General features: G+C 70.8%; 12 protein-coding genes. 6 read left to right on the top strand and 6 right to left on the bottom strand.

Going from position 1 to position 18718, the window contains the following annotated elements; genetic code table 11:
• Window positions 1-25: 25 nt before the first annotated feature.
• The 5 genes from FHR32_RS33980 to FHR32_RS33960 all read right to left on the bottom strand — a co-directional run bounded on the left by FHR32_RS33980 (window position 26) and on the right by FHR32_RS33960 (window position 8097).
• A complete protein-coding gene (locus FHR32_RS33980) occupies window positions 26-829 on the bottom strand; it encodes an enoyl-CoA hydratase-related protein (protein ID WP_184758577.1) in 804 nt (267 codons plus the stop codon).
• Window positions 826-2880: an acetyl/propionyl/methylcrotonyl-CoA carboxylase subunit alpha gene (locus tag FHR32_RS33975; protein WP_184758576.1), complete on the bottom strand. Its 2055-nt coding sequence runs from the start codon at window positions 2878-2880 to the stop codon at window positions 826-828. Before FHR32_RS33975 ends, FHR32_RS33980 begins: the two co-directional genes overlap by 4 nt.
• 121 nt (window positions 2881-3001) lie before the next feature.
• Complete coding sequence (locus FHR32_RS33970) at window positions 3002-4534, bottom strand: acyl-CoA carboxylase subunit beta (protein WP_246468207.1); 1533 nt, start codon at window positions 4532-4534, stop codon at window positions 3002-3004.
• Window positions 4535-4797: 263 nt separating this feature from the next.
• The gene (locus tag FHR32_RS33965; protein WP_221466507.1) at window positions 4798-6612 is read right to left on the bottom strand and encodes a serine/threonine protein kinase; all 1815 of its coding nucleotides are present in this window, start codon (window positions 6610-6612) and stop codon (window positions 4798-4800) included.
• Window positions 6613-6735: 123 nt separating this feature from the next.
• Window positions 6736-8097 (bottom strand): FAD-binding oxidoreductase, encoded by a 1362-nt coding sequence (locus FHR32_RS33960; RefSeq protein WP_184758574.1) that lies wholly within the window; start codon window positions 8095-8097, stop codon window positions 6736-6738.
• A gap of 306 nt (window positions 8098-8403) precedes the next feature.
• On the opposite strand from FHR32_RS33960, the gene ctaD reads away from it, so the two are divergent.
• From ctaD to FHR32_RS33940, 4 genes are all read left to right on the top strand, one after another.
• Window positions 8404-10077 (top strand): aa3-type cytochrome oxidase subunit I, encoded by a 1674-nt coding sequence (gene ctaD / locus FHR32_RS33955; RefSeq protein WP_184758573.1) that lies wholly within the window; start codon window positions 8404-8406, stop codon window positions 10075-10077.
• A 382-nt stretch (window positions 10078-10459) separates the two neighbouring features.
• Entirely contained in the window at window positions 10460-13183 is a 2724-nt protein-coding gene (locus tag FHR32_RS33950) for an immune inhibitor A domain-containing protein (RefSeq protein WP_184758572.1), read from the top strand.
• A gap of 88 nt (window positions 13184-13271) precedes the next feature.
• Window positions 13272-14210: a diacylglycerol/lipid kinase family protein gene (locus FHR32_RS33945; protein ID WP_184758571.1), complete on the top strand. Its 939-nt coding sequence runs from the start codon at window positions 13272-13274 to the stop codon at window positions 14208-14210.
• Between the two features lie 75 nt (window positions 14211-14285).
• The gene (locus FHR32_RS33940; RefSeq protein WP_184758570.1) at window positions 14286-14441 is read left to right on the top strand and encodes a hypothetical protein; all 156 of its coding nucleotides are present in this window, start codon (window positions 14286-14288) and stop codon (window positions 14439-14441) included.
• 158 nt (window positions 14442-14599) lie between these two features.
• Here the strand turns inward: FHR32_RS33940 and mads6 are convergent, their stop codons facing one another.
• A complete protein-coding gene (gene mads6, locus FHR32_RS33935) occupies window positions 14600-16048 on the bottom strand; it encodes a methylation-associated defense system protein kinase MAD6 (protein WP_246468088.1) in 1449 nt (482 codons plus the stop codon).
• A 143-nt stretch (window positions 16049-16191) separates the two neighbouring features.
• Here mads6 and FHR32_RS33930 point away from each other — a divergent pair, with 143 nt between their 5' ends.
• A complete protein-coding gene (locus FHR32_RS33930; protein WP_246468199.1) occupies window positions 16192-16704 on the top strand; it encodes a GNAT family N-acetyltransferase in 513 nt (170 codons plus the stop codon).
• Window positions 16705-16746: 42 nt separating this feature from the next.
• Window positions 16747-18699 carry an ABC1 kinase family protein gene (locus FHR32_RS33925; protein WP_184758568.1) on the top strand — a complete coding sequence of 651 codons (1953 nt, stop codon included), beginning with the start codon at window positions 16747-16749 and terminating at the stop codon, window positions 18697-18699.
• Window positions 18700-18718 lie beyond the last annotated feature (19 nt).

The following is an 18718-nucleotide window of genomic DNA, read 5'->3' as shown; positions in this document are numbered from 1 at the left end:
CAGGAGCGGGGCCGGGGGACACGTCTCAGGACCGGGGGATCCAGGACGCGGGGCGTTTCTCCATGAAGGAGGCGATGCCCTCCTGGCCCTCGGCGGAGGTGAAACGCTGGGAGGACAGCTCGGCCATCCGGTGCAGGCCCTCCTGAACCGGCAGCGTGGGCACCGTCCGCACGAGCTGCTTGGTGAGCGCCAGCGACTCGGGGCCTCCCCGCAGCAGCATGTCGGTGTAGTGGGCCACCGCGGCGTCCAGGTCCTCCTCCGGGACGGCCCGGGTGAGCAGGCCGATCTCCTGCGCGCGAGCGGCGTCGAAGACCTCACCGGTGAGCATGTACTCCGACGCGGCCCGGGGGTCGAGCCGCCGCAGCACGGTCACCGAGATCATCGCCGGGACCACGCCGAGCCGTACCTCGGTGAACGCGAACGACGCCGTGTCCGGCGCGAGCGCGAAGTCGCAGGCCGCCACCAGGCCCAGCCCGCCGGCACGCGCGGTACCGTTCAGCCGGCAGACGACCGGTTTGGGGCTCTCCCAGATCAGGTTCATGATCTCTGGGAACGAGGCGGTCACCGGCGCCGCGGGGGCGTCTCCCGGTCCGGTCCGCTGCTCCTTGAGGTCCGCGCCGGCGCAGAACACCGGCCCGGTCCCGGTGAGCACGATCACTCGCACGCTCTCCTCGGCGAGCGCCCAGGCGAGCCGGTCCGCCAGCTCGCCCAGCAGCCGCACGGACAGCGCGTTGCGGTTGCGCGGGGAGTCCAGCGTGATGGTCGCGACCCCCCCGGCCACCTCCCCGCGCACCAGGCGTTCCGCCGACCGGTCTCCATGGGTGTTCACTGTCTCTCCTCTATCACGGCCAGTACGGCTCCCGCCTCGACCTGCCGGCCCGGCGCGACGTTCAGCGCCGACACCGTCCCGTCCGAGGGGGAGGTGATCCGGTGCTCCATCTTCATGGCCTCCAGCACCACGACGACCTGGCCCGCGGCGACGGGCTCGCCGGGTCTCACATCGACGCGGAGCACGGTACCGGGCATCGGCGCCGGCAGGGATCCCGGGGCCACGTGCTCGACCGGTCCGGGCAGCCGGGGCAGCGGCGTGAGCCGTACGGGACCGAGGGGAGAGTCGACATGGGTCACGCCGTCGTAGCGGGCCACGTCGAACCGGTGCCGCACGCCGGAGGTCTCCAGCACGACCAGGGCGGGTGCGGCGCCGACCAGGACCGTGTCGGGGAGACCTTCGGCACGCAGGCCGTCCCTGGTGATCCGGTAGGCGACCTCCGCCTCGGCGAAGGCCACCCGCTGCGGCTGTGACACCACGTTGCGCCATCCGCCGGGCAAAGTGGCCTGCACGGTCGCCGCCGCCCGGTTGGCCGCGGCCTGGGCGAGGGCGGCTGCCAGGGCGGACAGGCGCAGGGCATGCGACTCGGCGGCGGACGCGCGTACGGCGCGCGGCTCCGCGGCCGTGTCCGGCGGACGGAGAGCGAGGTCTTCCCCGTGCTGGGTGAGGAATCCCGTGTGGGTGTCCCCCGCGAGGAACGCCTCGTGGCGCATGACTCCGACAAGGAGGTCCCGGTTGGTGACGAGGCCGTGGATCCGCGCCTTCGACAGGGCGGCGGCGAGCCTCCGTACGGCGTCGGCGCGGTCGGGCCCGTAGGCGATGACCTTGGCGAGCAGGGGGTCGTAGTGGACACCGATCTCGCAGCCGTCCTCGACACCGGAGTCGAGCCGCAGGCCGTAGGCGCTGTCGCCGGGCCCGGGGGAGAAGCGGCAGGTCACACCGGGGACGTCGAAGCGGTGCAGGGCGCCGCTCTGCGGGAGCCAGCCGCGTGCGGGATCTTCGGCGTAGAGGCGCACCTCGACGGCGTGGCCGGAGGGGGACGGCGGAGACGCCGGCAGGCGCGCGCCCTCGGCGATCCTGAGCTGGAGTTCGACCAGGTCGACGCCGTAGACGCATTCGGTGACCGGGTGTTCTACCTGGAGCCGGGTGTTCATCTCCAGGAACGCGACCGTCTCGTCCCGCACGAGGAACTCGACGGTCCCCGCCCCGACGTACCCGATGGCCTCCGCCGCCGCGACCGCCGCGCCGCACAGCCGTGCCCGCAGCTCCGGGGAGAGCGCGGGGGAGGGGGCCTCCTCGACCAGCTTCTGGTGCCTGCGCTGGATGGAGCACTCCCGCTCGCCCAGCGTCCATACCGTCCCGTGTGCGTCGGCCAGGATCTGGACCTCGATGTGCCGGGCGTTCTCCAGCAGGGGCTCGACGAAGACCGTCCCGTCCCCGAACGCCGCCGCGGCCTCCCGCCGCGCCGACTCCACCGCGGCGGGCAGGTCGTCCGCCGGCTCCACGACCCGCATCCCGCGCCCGCCGCCCCCGGCCGACGCCTTCACCAGCAGGGGGATCCGCCGGCCGGACGCCGGCCCGCTCATCCGGGTGGACACGATGCCCAGGTCCCGTTCGAGGTCGTCCATCGAGGAGCCGGGCCCGGCGGTGAAACCCGGGAGCACCGGCACCCCGGCACCGGACATCAGGGCCTTCGCCTCGATCTTGGAGCCCATCGCGGCGATGGCGGCGGGTGGCGGGCCGACCCAGGTCAGGCCGGCGTCGAGCACGGCCCGCGCGAACGCGGCGTTCTCCGACAGGAAACCATAGCCCGGATGGACCGCGTCGGCCCCGGCCCGCAGGGCCGCGTCGACGATCGTCCCGGCGGACAGGTAGGTGTCGGCGGGTCTGACGCCGGAGAGCCGTACGGCGTGGTCGGCTTCGGCGACGTGAGGCGCACGGGCGTCCGCGTCGGAGAAGACCGCGACGGTCTCGACACCGAGGTCACGGCAGGTGCGGAAGACGCGGCGGGCGATCTCACCACGGTTGGCGACGAGCAGGCGACTGATCATGAGCGGACCCGGTGCGACGAGGGGAGCGGACGGGGGGCGGGAGAGCCGGTCACGGGCCCGGTCACCGGTGCGGTGGTCGGTTCGGTCGCGGGTCCGGTCGCCGGCGCGGTGGTCGGCACGGTCACATCCGGAAGACACCGAAGCCTGCGGGCTCCGGGACGGGGGCGTTGCCGACGGCCGACAGGCACAGGCCCAGGACGGTCCGGGTGTCGCGAGGATCGATGACGCCGTCGTCGTAGAGCCGCCCGGACAGGAAGAACGGCAGCGACTCGGCCTCGATCTGCGTCTCGACGAGCCGGCGCATCTCGATGTCGCCCTCCTCGTCGTAGATCTGTCCCCGGGCGTGGGCCGCGGCCCGGCCCACGATGGACAGCACCCCGGCGAGCTGCGCGGGGCCCATGACGGCGGACTTCGCGCTGGGCCAGGCGAACAGGAACCGGGGATCATAGGCGCGGCCGCACATGCCGTAGTTGCCCGCGCCGTAGGAGGCGCCCATGACGATCGTGAGGTGCGGGACGGTCGAGTTGGACACCGCGTTGATCATCATCGCGCCGTGCTTGATGATGCCGCCCTGCTCGTAGTCCCTGCCGACCATGTAGCCGGTCGTGTTCTGCAGGAAGACCAGCGGCGTGCGCGTCTGGCCGGCGAGCTGGATGAACTGTGCGGCCTTCTGAGCCTCCTGGCTGAACAGCACGCCCCGGGCATTGGCCAGGATGCCGATCGGGTAGCCGTGCAGCCGCGCCCATCCCGTGACCAGGCTCCCGCCGTACAGGGGCTTGAACTCGTCGAACTCGCTGCCGTCCACGATCCGTACGATCACCTCGCGCGGGTCGAAGGGGATCCTCAGGTCCTCGGGGACGATCCCCAGCAGCTCGTCCTCGTCGTAGCGCGGTTCCCGTACGGCTCGCGGTGGTGTGCCGAGTTTGCGCCAGTTCAGTCCCCTGACGATCTGCCGCCCGATCCGGAGCGCGTCGTGCTCGTCGGCGGCCAGGTAGTCGGCCAGGCCGCTGACGCGGGCGTGCATCTCGGCCCCGCCCAGCGACTCGTCGTCGGACTCCTCGCCGGTGGCCATCTTGACCAGCGGCGGACCGCCGAGGAAGACCTTCGCGCGCTCCTTCACCATGACCACGTGGTCGCTCAACCCGGGAACGTACGCCCCACCGGCCGTGGAGTTGCCGAACACGAGGGCGATCGTCGGGATCCCGGCGGCCGACAGACGGGTCAGGTCCCGGAACACCCGCCCGCCCGGAATGAAGATCTCCTTCTGGGCCGGCAGGTCGGCCCCACCGGACTCCACCAGGTTGACCAGGGGCATCCGGTTCCGGAAGGCGATGTCGGCGGCCCTGAGCGTCTTGCGGAGGGTCCACGGGTTGGACGCGCCGCCCCGGACGGTCGGGTCGTTGGCGCTGATCACGCATTCGACGCCCTCGATCACCCCGATCCCGGTGACCACGCTCGCCCCGACGGGGAAGTCGCTGCCCCAGCCCGCGAGCGGGGAGAGCTCCAGGAAGGCGGAGTCCGGGTCGATCAGCAGCTCGATCCGCTCCCGGGCCGGCAGCTTGCCTCGCCCGCGGTGCCGCTCGAGGTATCTCTCACCGCCCCCCGCCACCGCCTTGGCCTGTTCGGCGTCCAGTTCGGTCAGCTTGGCCAGCATCGCCGCGCGCCGCGCCGGGTAGTCGTCTCCGGAGGTCTCCAGCAGGCTCACCGGCACTCTCCCCCGGGCGGCACGGCCGCCCTCGACGGCGGCCCGGCCGGGCCCCCTGACTTGACGATCACGTCAGTCAAGGTAGCCGACTCCCTGCGCACCTGCCAGAGGCGTAGCGGGCCGGAGGGGGCGTCCGCCGGAGGCGAGGAAGGATGTCCGGCGGAGGAAAGGGCAGGCGGGGCGCAGTGAAGGATGGGCGGCACAGGGGCCCGTCAGCCGCAGTGGCTCCAGCCGCTCTTCCAGCTGGCCGTGCCGTACGAGCCGCCCCACATGACGCACTTCTTGACGGCGGCGAGCCGTACGGGGCCCGCGTAGGCGGTGAAGGAGCCCGGGTTGCTCCCGGACGAGCCGCCCTGCACCTGGAGCGTGGCATTCATCTTGACCTTCGCGGGGGCCACGTACTTGGCCATGGTGACGACGCAGTTCTTGCCCGCGCCGGAGCTGTAGAGCAGATAGATGGTCGCGGAGGTGCCGAGGGCCCTGGAGTCGACGACCTTGTAGCCCGCGCCGCAGGCACCGGTCACGGTGTAGGGGTTCGGCTTCGGCGGTGAGACCGGCTTGGTGGTGGCGGTCGGCTTCGTGGTGGCGGTCGGCTTGGTCGTGGGTTGCGTCGTGGGCTTGGTCGTGGGTTGCGTTGTGGGTCTGGCCGTCGTCGGCGCAGGGGACGGCTCGCCCCCGTCCGTCGGCTCGATCACCGACGGCGTCTGCGGCGCGGTCTTGTCCGGCTGGGTGTCCCCGTCCGAGGGGTCGCCGGCCGCCTTCTTGGTCGGCTGGTGCGTCGGCTGGTGCGCCGGCTGGGAGACAGGTCTCTCCGTGGCCTGGACGGTCGGCGAAGGGCTCCTGCGGGGTTTGGGAGACTCCCACGCCGAGGGCGGGTCGTCGGGAGTGAGGGCCGGATCCGTCTCCTCGGCCTCCTGGGAGGGGGGAGCCGGGGTCGCCGTCGCAGGCCGCACCGCCGCGGCCTTCTCGCCGCCCTGCATGACCACCACCGTCCCCGCGGCCACGCACAGCGCGGCCGCCCCGGCCAGCAGGAGCCCGAGCGGCCGCCGCGCCTTGGGGCCGCGCTGCGGCGGGGTGGCGGGCGGGGACTGCCGGGCTGGGGGCTGCTGCGCCGGGGACTGTGACGGCGGGGTGGGCGCCTGCCATGCCGACGAGGTGGGCGGCGCGGGAGCCTGCCGCGCCGGCGAGGTGGGCGGCGCGGGGGTCCGCGCCGGGACGGTGAGCGTCGCGCCCATCAGGTGGCTGACGAGCTCTTCGGCGGTGGGGCGGAGCGAGGGGTCCTTGGACAGGCACGCGGCGACCAGGTCGCGGAGCTGCCCCTCCAGGCCGCCCAGGCTGGGCTCCGCGGTCAGGATCCGGTTCATCACCACGGCGATGGAGTCCGCGCCGAACGCGGGCTTCCCCGTCGCGGCGAAGACCATCGTGACGCCCCAGGCGAACACGTCGGCCGCGGCCGACACCTCGCCCTCGCTGAGCTGCTCGGGAGCGAGGTAGGAGGGGGTCCCCATCGCCATCCCGGTGGCGGTCATCCCCGGCGAGTCCAGCGCCCTGGCGATACCGAAGTCGATCACCACCGGGCCTTCGGGCCCCATCAGCACGTTGGCGGGTTTGAAGTCGCGGTGCAGGATTCCCGCCCGGTGGATCGCCGCCAGGGCGGTGGCCGTGCTCACCGCGAGCCGCTCGAGTGCGGCGCCGCGGCGCGGACCCTCCCTGTCGACCAGCTGGCGCAGAGACGGTCCCGGCACGTACTCGCTCACGATGTAGGGCTGGCTGCCGGCGAGGTCGGCGTGGAGCACCGGGGCGGTGCAGAACCGGGCCACCCGCTGGGCGACCGACACCTCCCGCAGGAACCGTGTCCGGGCGTCGGGGTCCGCCGCCAGCCCATGGTGGAGAAGCTTGACGGCGACCTGCTCGCCCGCCGGCCCCCGTCCCAGGTAGACGACCCCCTGGCCGCCTTCCCCGAGCTGGCCGGTCAGCTCGAACGGACCCAGCCGCTGAGGATCCTCCGCCGATAGCGGCTGCACCACGATGACCCCCCGGCCGAGTATAAAACGTGTTATGTGGTGAGGAACGCTACCAGTGTGTGGAGTGATACGGGTGTTCTATTGGGATTCGCCCCGTTCATTTGGGGAATACCGATAGATCGTTCTTCAGATGGCCTTTCCGGGGTTGAGTATGCCGAGCGGGTCGAAGACCCGCTTGATCCCGTGGTGGATCTCCTCGGTGGCGGGTCCGGCCTCCAGCGAGAGCCAGCGCCGCTTCAGCAGCCCGACGCCGTGCTCACCGGTGAGCGTGCCCCCCAGTTCCAGGGCCTCCCGGAAGACCTCGTCGGCCGCCGCCCAGACGCTGGGCGGCGGCTCGGTCAGGCCATGGTCGAAGATGAAGACGGGGTGCAGGTTGCCGTCACCGGCGTGGGCCACCGTGGCGATCAGCACGTCGTGCTTCGCGGCGATGGCCTCGATCTTCTCGATCATGTCCGGCAGCGCCGAGCGCGGCACGCACACGTCCTCCACCAGGCATTTGCCGATCCGCTCCTTCGCCTGGTAGGCCATCCGGCGCACTCCGATCAGCTCCTCGGCCTCCTGCGGGGACGACGAGACCGCCACGAAGGGGGAACCGTTCGCGGTGCAGAGCTCCGCCATGCGTTCGGAGACCGCCTGGCCGTCCGCCGCGTCGGACTGCGCGATCAGCATCGCCTGGGTGGACTCCTCCAGCCCGATGTTCCGCCAGTCGTCGATCGCCTTGAGCGTGTTCCGGTCGAGCATCTCCAGCAGTGACGGCTGGCACCCCGCCGCGATGATCGCCGCGACCGCGCTGGCCGCGTCCCTCAGGGAGGTGAACTCGGCCGCGATCGTCGCCGGGTAGACCGCGGGCGCCCGGCGCAGCCGTACGGTGGCCGCGGTGATCACGCCGAGCGTTCCCTCGGAACCGATGAACAGTCCGGTCAGGTCATAGCCCGTCACGCCCTTCACCGTGCGCCTGCCGGTGTTCAGGATCCGTCCGTCCGCCAGCACGACCTCCAGTCCCAGCGCCGAGTCGCGGGTCACGCCGTACTTGACGCACCGCAGGCCGCCCGCGTTGGTGGCCAGGTTGCCGCCGATCGTGGAGATCTCGTAGGAGGAGGGGTCGGGCGCGTACATGAGCCCGAACTCACGTGCCGCCCGGTCGAGGTCCGCGGTGATGAGGCCGGGCTCCACCACGGCGATCTCGTCGGCGGGGGAGAGCTCCCTGATCGCCGTCATCTTGTGCAGCGCCAGGACGACACTCCCCTCGACGGCCGTGGCGCCGCCCGCCAGCCCCGTTCCGGCCCCCCGGGGCACCACCGGCACCCGGTGTCGGGTCGCCCATCTGAGAGTGGCGACGACGTCGTCGCGGGTCTCGGCCAGGACGACCGCCAGTGGCTTGCCCGGTTCGAGGAAGGTCCGGTCCCGCGCGTAGGAGTCGGTCACGTCGGGGTCCGTCAGGACCTTCTCGGGGGCAAGTGCAGCAATAAGTTCGTCGATAGCGGTCATAAAGGGACTTTACGGCCTGCGCTCCCCTGGCTGTCGTATGGAGTCGGCCGGGGCCGTGCGGACACGCGGTTCCCGCTTCTCCCGCCCAGAGGGCGCGGACCGCCCCGGGTGAGAGCCGTGAGCCGCGTGGGGTGAGAGGGGGAATGGACGGCGAAGGGAAAATTTCTGGGAAAGAGAAGTTCTATAGGCGTCCGTAGCTGTCTGCGAAGAGTGTCCGTTCTGTGGAAGCCGGGCAAGGGGGTGATGGGTGGACGGACGTGAGAAGTCCCGCCATGCCCGGCTGTTGCCAACGGGAGGGAGCCGGCTGTGACCACTGTGCAGCAACAGCCCGCGCTAGTGCCGAGACCCAGGGGATCGAGGATCGTGTCGTGGTTGACCACGACCGACCACAAGGTCATCGGATATCTCTATCTGATCACCTCGTTCATCTTCTTCCTGATCGCCGGGGTCATGGCCCTGATCATCCGGGCGGAGCTGGTCCATCCCGGGCTGCAGTTCGTCACCCAGGAGCAGTACAACCAGCTGTTCACCATCCACGGCACCCTGATGCTGTTGCTGTTCGCCACGCCGCTGTTCGCCGGGTTCGCCAATGTGATCATGCCGCTGCAGATCGGCGCGCCCGACGTGGCGTTCCCGCGCCTGAACATGGTGAGTTACTGGCTCTTCCTGTTCGGCGGGATCATCGTGCTCGGCGGCTTCGTCACCAGTGCGGGAGCCGCCAACTTCGGCTGGACGGGGTACGCCCCGCTGTCCCTTTCGACGTTCTCCCCCAGCACCGGCGGCGACCTGTGGATCGTCGGCCTGGTGATGTCCGGGCTCGGCACGATCCTCGGCTCGGTCAACTTCATGACCACGATCATCTGCATGCGCGCGCCCGGCATGACCATGTTCCGGATGCCGATCTTCGTCTGGAACGTGCTGCTGACCGGCGTGCTCGTACTGGTCGCGTTCCCGGTGCTCGCCGCCGCGCTGCTCGTCCTGGAGGCCGACCGCAGGTTCGGCGCGCACGTCTACGACCCCCAGACCGGGGGCCCGCTGCTCTGGCAGCACCTGTTCTGGTTCTTCGGCCACCCCGAGGTCTACATCATCGCGCTGCCGTTCTTCGGCATCGTGACCGAGATCCTGCCGGTCTTCAGCCGCAAGCCGGTCTTCGGCTACATCGGCCTCGTCGGCGCGACCATCGCCATCGCCGGGCTGTCGGTCACCGTGTGGGCGCACCACATGTTCGCCACCGGACGGGTGCTGCTGCCGTTCTTCTCGTTCATGACCTTTCTCATCGCGATCCCGACCGGGGTGAAGTTCTTCAACTGGGTCGGCACCATGTGGCGCGGGCACCTGTCCTTCGAGTCGCCGATGCTGTTCGCCGTCGGCTTCCTGGTCACCTTCCTGCTCGGCGGCCTGACCGGCGTCATCCTGGCCTCGCCGCCGCTGGACTTCCAGGTGACCGACAGCTACTTCGTCGTGGCACACTTCCACTACGTCGTCTTCGGCACCGTGGTGTTCGCGATGTTCGCGGGCTTCTACTTCTGGTGGCCGAAGATGACCGGCAAGATGCTCAACGACACCCTGGGCAAGTGGCACTTCTGGTTGCTGTTCATCGGCTTCCACACCACCTTCCTGGTCCAGCACTGGCTCGGCGCCGAGGGCATGCCGCGCCGCTACGCCGACTACAGCGCACTCGACGGCTTCACCGGCCTGAATCTGGTCTCCTCGGTCGGCGCCTTCATCCTGGGGGTCTCCACGCTGCCGTTCCTCTACAACGTGTGGAGGACCCACAAGACCGCGCCGAAGGTGACCGTGGACGACCCGTGGGGCTTCGGCAACTCCCTGGAGTGGGCGACCTCCTGCCCGCCGCCGCGGCACAACTTCACCTCGCTGCCGCGCATCCGGTCCGAGCGCCCGGCCTTCGACCTGCACCATCCCCGGGTGACGGTCCAGCCGCGCCAGCTCGACCCGACCGCTCTTCCCGAGGAGATCTGACCCGGTCCCGGCCCGTCGCCTGACGCCGGGCCGGGTGATCCCCGCCGTCCGGCGCCGCGCGCCGTCCGGCGCCGCGCGCCGGGCGGCCTCCGCGTTCCGGAGGCCTTCCCGCCACCCCGTCCGGCACGTGCGCCGCTCCTAGCTGCTGTGGAGCGTTCTCCGGCGTGCCCGGAGTGGAAATCATCATCATTTTCTTATAAAGAGTGATAATTACAGTTTTGCAACATCATGGGGTGCCTTTACTTCTGCTTTACCTTCTCGTCTAGCCTCCGGCTCGGCGCGTGCATCAGACACGCCAAGAGCGTCCGCGCCCGGCGAACCCGGGCAGGGAGGGTATGCGTTGTCCAGCAGAGGCAGAGGCGCTCGCAGGCGCCTTCTCGCGATGGTGCCCGTGGTCGGCCTGGCCGCCACGGGGCTGGCGATAGGCGGTACGTCGGCGGAGGCCGACACCTCGGCCGCGCGGTATCAGCCGACCGCGGCCGACTACTACATCAACTACGCGCCCCCCAGGGACGAGCCGGAGGTCCACGACCCCGCCGTGCCCGACTCCAAGGCGCGCAAGGTCAGCCCCTCCCGGAAGATCGAGCAGAAGTTCTCCGGCGGCAACCCCGCCGCCGCCCGGGTGCTGGCCGCCCGGGAGGCCGAGGCGATCCGGAGCGGCCTCAACCCCGCCGACTTCCTGTTCAAGAAGGCCAAGACCGCCAAGTCCGCCAAACTGCTCACCTTGCTGGTGGAGTTCAACGACAAGGCCAACGATGACTTCTCCGGGTTTGTCCGCCCGGCGAGCGTGACCGACGACACGTGCGTCACCGAGCCGGCGGGCACCTTGCTCAACGGCCCGCTGCACAACAAGATCCCCGACCCGGCCTTGCTGTCGCACAAGGACAACAACAGCTTCTGGGTGCCCGACTTCAGCCCCGAGCACTTCAACAAGATGCTCTACAGCTCCGAAGGCATCACCCAGCGTGTCCGCCCCGACCTGACCGACCCCCGGGACGGCCGCAAGGGCATCGACATCTCCAAGCACACCATGAAGAACATGTACGAGGAGATGTCCAAGGGCGCCTACACCGTCACCGGGCAGGCGAGCCCGTGGATCAAGGTTCCGCACTCCGAGGCCTACTACGGCGCGCGCGCCTGCGGCAAGGAGATCCAGGACATGTCCGGCCACCCGAGCAACCCGCTCGGCCCCGGCCAGCTCGCCATCGACGCGGTGAACTCCCTGGCCGCCGCCGACCCGGCCTTCCCCTGGGCCGACTACGACGTCGAGGACGTCGCCGACTCCGACGGTGACGGCAACTTCGCCGAGCCCGACGGGGTGGTCGACCACCTGGTGCTCGTCCACGCAGGCAAGGACAAGTCCTCCGACGGCGGGGCCGAGGGCACCTACTCGATCTGGGCCCACTCCAGCGCGGTGGCGGGCGGCTACCAGGTCCCCGGCAAGAACGTGAAGATCTCCAACTACATCGTGCAGCCCGAGGACTCCGGCGTCGGCGTCTTCGCCCACGAGTACGGCCACGACCTCGGCCTGCCGGACCTCTACGACACCAGCGGCCAGGGCTCCTCGGCCGTCGACTTCTGGGACCTGATGTCCAGCGGCTCGCACAGCGGGCCGATCTTCCAGTCGATGCCGACCCACATGGGCCTGTGGGACAAGTGGATCCTCGGCTGGGCCAACCCCAAGGTCTTCAACCCCGGTGACCACGCCCGCGCGGTGACGGTGGGCCAGTCCTCCCGCACGCCCAAGCTCACCGAGGACGGTGTCCGGGTCAACCTGGACAGCGCCCCCCTGGAGATGGTCAAGCCGCACAGCGGCACCAAGGCGCTCTGGTCCAACCTCGACCAGGAGTGGGGCGACTCCAAGGTCACGCGTGAGGTCCAGGTCCCCGCCGGGACCGACGTGAAGTTCTGGCTCTGGAACAACTACGAGATCGAGCAGGACTGGGACTTCGGCTTCGTCGAGGTCTCCGCCGACGGCGGCGCGACCTACACCCAGCAGAAGGTCTACACCGAGGGCGGCGCCCTGGTCTCGACCGACGACTCCTACGATGACCCGAACAAGAACCTCGCCAAGTTCGGCAACAGGAAGTACGGCCTCACCGGCAACACCGACGGCTGGCGGCACGACTACGTCGACCTGACCCCGTTCGCGGGCAAGACCGTCAAGCTCCGGCTGGTCTACGACACCGACGCGGCCTTCACCCCGCGCGGCTGGCACGCCGACGACCTCGCGCTCACCAACGGCACCCAGACCGTCTGGAGCGACGACGTCGAGGGCGGCCTCAACGGCTGGACGCCGAGCAGCGGCACCTTCACCAACACCCACGGCCAGGGCTGGATCGTCAACGACGGCCAGCGGGAGGTCTCGCGGTTCTACCTCGCCGAGTGGCGCAACTTCGACGGCTTCGACAAGGGCCTGCAGTACGCCTACGACACGAACTACTCCCGTGACAGCGCCTGGAAGGTCGAGAAGTTCAAGTACAACGCGCCCGGCCTGCTGGTCTGGTATCGCGACTCGACCTTCACCAACAACTCACTGGTCAACAACCTCGAACTGGCGCCGAGCATCGGCTCCAAGGGGAGTCTGCTCCTCGTCGACTCGCACTACGAACCGCTCCGCCGTACCGGTGTGGCGGCGGAGAAGGACGGCGAGCTCAGGGACAACCTGCAGGGACGCGTCCAGACCGGCAACGCGGCCTTCTCCTTCGGCAAGACCTACCCCTTCACCGAGTGCGTGGAGGCGGCGGGCGAGCCGTTCAGCGAGTACTGCACCAAGATCGGCGCGCAGTCCGGCGTCCCCGAGTTCACCGACGCCAAGACCTGGTACCCGGGCATGGAGGTCCGTAACGGGGCGCTCGGCTACCGCGACTTCGACGCCTCGGTGGTCGTCCCGTCCAAGGGCGACCAGCCCTACAGCACCCGGGTCGTCAACGTCGACGGCACCCCCGCCACCGAGCTGTACGGCACCGACCTCGGCAACGGCCACGTCCTCGGCACCGGCAACCCCGGCGACGAGGGCAAGGCGCTGGGCGTCAAGTTCCGGCTGCTCACCCCGCTCCCGGGCAACCTCGGCGCGATCGTCTACGTGACCCCGCCCAAGAAATAGTCCCGGCTCACCGGCCAGTGGGCCCCGCCGTCCGCAGACGGCGGGGCCCTACTCTTTGCGTAAGGAGAACCGACCGAAGAGGGGCAGCGTGGGAGAGCTTCGCAGCAAGGCCGAGCACACCGAGGCCGTCCGGACCGGAGGCCGGCTCTGCGTGGTGGTCAACACGCGGTCGCGCCGCGGCCGCCGCCTCTACCCGGAGGTGGTCCGCGCGCTCCAGGCCGAGGGACTCGAGCCGATCCGTCTGTACCCCCTGGACGACCCCAGGCGCCTCCGTGCCACGCTGGAGGAGGCCCTGGACGCCCGGCCCGACCTGCTCGTCGTGGGCGGCGGTGACGGCACGCTCAGCGCCGCCGTCAAGCACGTCGCCCACCGCGACGTCGCCCTCGGCGTGCTGCCCCTGGGGACGACCAACAACTTCGCCCGCAGCCTCGGCCTCCCGCTCGACCTGCGCGGCGCGATCCAGGTGCTGCGCACCGGCAAGGTCGCCGACATCGACCTGGGTATAGCCGGGGACCGGGAATTCGCCAACCTGGCCAGCTTCGGCGTCTCCGTCGAGGTGGCCGGCAAGGTCAGGCCCTGGCTCAAGCGCATCCTCGGCCGCGCCGCCTACCCCCTCACCGCCCTGACGATCCTCCCGCGCCACCAGCCGTTCCGCGCCTTCATCACGGTCGACGGCAAGCGCCACGAGCTGCTCACCCACCAGCTCAACATCGCCAACGGCCGCTTCCACGGCGGCTGGCAGGTGGCCAGGGACATCAGCATCGACAACGGCCGGCTGGTCGCCTACCAGCTCGGTTCGGGCAAGCGCCTGAGGTTGCTGGGGGAGACCCTGGTCCGCGCCGCCGGCGGCCGCTGGCGCAGCCTGGCGGGCGGGCCCTTCGTGGTCGGCAGGGAGATGCTCCTGGAGACCGACCCCCCGCTGTCGGCCGACGTCGACGGCGAGGTCCGCCTGACGACCCCCATCACGATCCGGACCGTCCCCAACGGCCTGCGCGTGATGGTCCCGAACGACTTCGTCGACTCCTGACCCGGCTTCTCGCCGGGCCCTGATTGGAGCCGGGCTCCGGGGGTAGCGGTGGTTCCGAGAGGGTGGGAGGACGACATGGCATCCATGGTTGACCGGATCCGGAGTTATCTGAGCAGCCCGCAGGGACAGCGGAACCTCGAGAAGGCCAAGGGGATGGCCCGCGACCCGCGCAACCAGCGCCGGCTGCGCGAGTTCATGAACCGCTTCCGTTCCGGCGGGCCCAGGCACTGAGAAGACGACCCAAGGCGGCGGTCCCCGGGTGAGCGTTCACCCGGGGACCGCCGCCTTCCGTCCCCGCCCCCGGCGGTCAGGCGGGTCGCCACCCGCTCCTCGTGGCCGTCGTCGGCCTCACCGTCACACCTCTACTTCGTCGAACCTCTGATCCGCCTTCACGGCTGCCGCCCGGACCTCCGCCGGAACCTGCCCCGGAGCCTGTCGAGCAGCACGGGCTCCCGCTCCGTCGCGAGCCCCTCGCGTGCCCGCCGCAGGGCGCCCAGGGTCTCCGCCGCGCTCGGACGCTTGGCGGGCGTGTGGTCGCGCATGCGCCGCAGCAGTTCCATGACCTCGGCCGGCACGCCGTCCACGGCTGTCTCGGCGTCCGGGCTCGCCGGGGGCAGTTCACCGGCCAGCAGGTGGAAGGCGATCACCCCGGCCGCGTACACGTCGGAGGCGGCCGTCATCCGCTCGGGACTGACCTGGCACTCGGGGGCCACGTAGTGGGTGTCGAGGACGTTGGGGAGCTCGTTGGCCACGGTGTGCGCCCGGGGGCCCGGTTTGGCGTAGTCGAATCCCGTCAGCATCGCCCGGCCGTCCTCGGTCACCAGGACACAGGCCGGGCTGAGCGCGCGGTGGATGACGTTGTTGGCGTGGACGTGGGCCAGACCCAGCAGCATGTCCTCGACCACGTCGAGCATGGCGCGGGTGGACAGCGTCCGCCGGGAGGAGGTCAGGTGCAGGTGCAGCGCCTGGCCGTGCACGTCGTCGAGGACCAGCACGAACCGGCTCTCGTCGTCGATCGCGAAGAAGTCGCGGGAACGCACGACGCACGGGTGCGGGGGGATCCGGGTGAGGGACTGGTAGGCGTTGGCGATCAGCCGCCGCTCGGCCGCGCGCGGCTTCTCCTCGGCCAGCGGGTCGGCCCGGTACACCCGGAGCAGAACCGTCTCGCTGCCCGGGACCGTCGCGTTGATCGCGCGATACTCGGTGACCCGGTTGTCGCCGCCGAGCTGCTCCTCCACCTCCCAGTTGCCGAACCGGGGCGGCGCGGTGGAGCGCCGTACGCTGCCGTTCAGGGCCTCCAGGATCGGCGTGCGGTACGGCGTGGCGTCCGGGGTGTAGCCGCGTCTGACACGAGAGACGTTGCTCAGCGTGCCGATCAGGCCGCGCAGGTCGGTGACGTGCCGTGAGTCGCGGCCGGCCGGGTCGACCAGCTCGGCGTCCGGCCCGGTCAGCACGACGACACTGTCGACGTAGACCCGCTCCAGCTCGCGGCGTTCCTGGGTGAGCAGTCCCTTGAGGGCGCGCCCGTTGCCGCGGAGTTTGGCCACCGGAGAGCGGAACGCGTCCCGTCGCGCCGGGAACCAGCGGGCTCCGGAGACCTCGATCCGGCCCCGCGTGCCCTTGACGTCGATGACGCAGAGCGAATGGCCGGTCAAGACGATGACGTCGACCTCGAAGGTGTCGTCGCCGCGCGGCACCTCGATGTTGTGCAGCAGCAGCCAGTCGCTGGGCGCGTTGTCTCGCAGATGGGCGATGACCCGTCGCTCGGCGTCGTTGACCGGGCGTCCGCCACCGACGATCTGTGCCATCTCCCGCGTGCCGCCCTTCTCATCGTGCATCGAAGTAGGGCAAGGGTCTCATGCTCCCGTGTACCTCTACTTTTTCGCCACCCTTACGTGCCCGAGTATCTACGATCATGATGCGATTCCGGACCGGAGCCTGGAGCCGCCGGCGGCGGGTACGCTCGGCGGACGTGGAACCCATGGAGATCACCGCAGGAAGGCTCCATCTCCGGCCGTGGCGCCCGGCCGACGCCGAGGTGGTGGCGGAGGCGCTACGTGACCCGGAGATCCGCCGGTGGGCGACCCGCACCCCGGAGGAGCCCGACGCGAGGACGTGGATCGCCGACCGGACCGCGGGATGGGCGGACGGCTCGTCGGCCTCGTTCGCGATCACGGACGCGACGACCGGCGAGGTGCTGGGGCACATCAGGCTCAGGACCCCCGGTGACGGGGCAGGGGAGGTCGGCTACTGGATCCTGGCCGGGGCGCGCGGCCGGGGCGTGGCCGGCCACGCGGTGGGCGCGGTCGCACGGTGGGCGTTCGCCTGCCTCGACCTGTCCCGGCTGGATCTTCGGCACGCGGCGGAGAACCCCGCCTCCTGCCGGGTCGCGCAGAAGGGCGGGTTCGCGCTGACCAGGCTGCTCACCGAGCCGTCGTGGGATGAGGGAGACGAGACGGTGGAAGTTCATCTCCACACGCTTTCGCACGGATGACCTAGTCTGTCCGCCAGCACTTTTGCCGGCGGAACAGGTGTGATGCGAGTGGACCTTCTGATGACCGGGATCCTGGTGATCACCATCGCGGTGGCGGTGGCCGGATTCACGCTGATCGCGCGACGGCTGCTCGACCTGCGCTTCGGGACCATCCGCACGCTGCTGGCCGCAGCGCTCGTCCTCGGGATCGCCGGACCGCTCATGAGGTCGTTCATCGGCATGGTGGACCCGGACGACCCCGGCATCACGCCGCTGTGGTTCCTCATCCTCGCCGCGGTCTGCTCGCTGCTCGCCGGGATGGTGTTCCTGGTGATCGCCGAGGCGCTGGTGCCGCCGGGATCGCTGCCGGGGCCGGTGGAGCTGGTCAGGGGGCTGCGAGGCCGCATGGTCCGCTCCCGCCGCTATCTGCAGATCACCCGTATCCTCGTACGGCACGGCCTCGGCCCCTACCTGCGCGGCCGCGCCCCCGATCTGGGCGCGCCCTCCAGCAGGGTCCGGCTGGCCAGGTCGCTGCGCGAGGCGCTCGACGACGCCGGGGTCACGTTCGTGAAACTCGGGCAGATCCTGTCCACCCGGGGCGACCTGCTGCCGGTGGAGTTCGTCGAGGAGCTGCGGCTGCTGCAGGACAGGGTGGCCTCGGCGCCGTGGGCGGAGATCGAGCCGGTGCTGGTGGCCGAGCTCGGCGGGCCGGTGGCGGAGACGTTCGCGGACTTCGAGCGGGAGCCGCTCGCCGCGGCCTCGATCGCGCAGGTCTACCGCGCCCGGCTGAAGACGGGCGAGGAGGTGGTGGTCAAGGTCCAGCGCCCGGGGATCGCCGCCGTGGTCGAGCAGGACCTCGACATCGTCGCCCGCCTCGCCCGGACGCTGGAGCGGCGCACCCGGTGGGGCCGCGCGTTCGGTGTCGGAGATCTGTCCAGGGGGTTCGCCGAGGCACTGCGCGAGGAGCTCGACTTCCGGATCGAGACCGCCAACATGGCCGCCGTGGCAGCGGCCTCAGCGGGGGAGCCGGTCCACGTGCCGGTGCCGTACCCGGAGCTTTCCGGGCGGCGGGTGCTCGTCATGGAGCGCCTGGAGGGGGCCGCGCTCGGCTCCGCCGTACCGGAAGGGCGGGACCGGCGGGAGCTCGCCAGGACCCTGCTCGACACGCTGCTCCGCCAGATCATGCTGCACGGCGTGTTCCACGCCGACCCGCACCCGGGCAACATCATGCTGCTGGCCGACGGGCGGCTGGCGCTGCTCGACTTCGGCTCGGTGGGGCGGCTCGACGGCGCGCTGCGCGCCGCTCTGCAGCGCCTGCTGGGTGCGATGGACCGGGGGGGCCCGCTCGGGGTGAGCGACGCGCTGCTGGAGGTCGTGTCACGGCCCGACGAGATCGACGAGAACGAGCTGGAGCGCGAGCTCGGCCGGTTCATGGCCAGGCACGTGGTCACCGGGGTCGCCCCGGACATGCAGATGTTCGGCCGGCTGTTCCGGATCGTCTCCGCCCACGGCCTCTCCGTCCCGCCCGAGGTGGCCGCGGTGTTCCGGGCACTGGCCACCGTCGAGGGCACGCTCGCCCGGCTGGCTCCCGGGTTCGACATCATGGCCGAGGCGCGGGCGTTCTCGGCCCGTCACCTCCAGGAGGAGAGCACTCCCATCCGCCTGCGGCAGGCGGTCGAGCAGGAGGCGCTCAGCCTGCTGCCCATGCTGCGCCGCCTGCCCCGCCGGATCGAGCGGATCGCCGGCGCCGCCGAGCACGGCCGCTTCAGCCTGAACGTGCGCCTGTTCGCCGACGAGCGCGACCGGCGGCACATCACCGGGCTGCTCCACCAGGTGCTGATCACCGTGCTGGCGGCCACCACGGGCATCATGGCCGTGCTGCTGCTCGGCACCGACAACGGCCTCCAGCTCACCCCCGGGGTGAGCCTGCACCAGCTCATCGGCTACAACCTCCTGGTGATCAGCGCGATCCTGGCGCTGCGGGTGCTGGTGACCGTCTTCCGGCAGGACAGATGACCCCCGCGCCGCGCTGAGG

The organism is Streptosporangium album (assembly GCF_014203795.1).
Taxonomy (GTDB): domain Bacteria; phylum Actinomycetota; class Actinomycetes; order Streptosporangiales; family Streptosporangiaceae; genus Streptosporangium; species Streptosporangium album.
This window is presented reverse-complemented; position numbering and strand designations above follow the sequence as displayed.

Bases quoted from the DNA above. Each gene is read 5' to 3' on its own strand.
- FHR32_RS33970 (WP_246468207.1), bottom strand. From the start codon at position 4,534: ATGCTGGCCAAGCTGACCGAACTGGACGCCGAACAGGCCAAGGCGGTG.
- FHR32_RS33975 (WP_184758576.1), bottom strand. From the start codon at position 2,880: ATGATCAGTCGCCTGCTCGTCGCCAACCGTGGTGAGATCGCCCGCCGC.
- FHR32_RS33940 (WP_184758570.1), top strand. From the start codon at position 14,286: ATGGCATCCATGGTTGACCGGATCCGGAGTTATCTGAGCAGCCCGCAG.
- mads6 (WP_246468088.1), bottom strand. From the start codon at position 16,048: ATGCACGATGAGAAGGGCGGCACGCGGGAGATGGCACAGATCGTCGGT.
- FHR32_RS33960 (WP_184758574.1), bottom strand. From the start codon at position 8,097: ATGACCGCTATCGACGAACTTATTGCTGCACTTGCCCCCGAGAAGGTC.
- FHR32_RS33950 (WP_184758572.1), top strand. From the start codon at position 10,460: ATGGTGCCCGTGGTCGGCCTGGCCGCCACGGGGCTGGCGATAGGCGGT.
- FHR32_RS33925 (WP_184758568.1), top strand. From the start codon at position 16,747: ATGCGAGTGGACCTTCTGATGACCGGGATCCTGGTGATCACCATCGCG.
- FHR32_RS33930 (WP_246468199.1), top strand. From the start codon at position 16,192: ATGGAGATCACCGCAGGAAGGCTCCATCTCCGGCCGTGGCGCCCGGCC.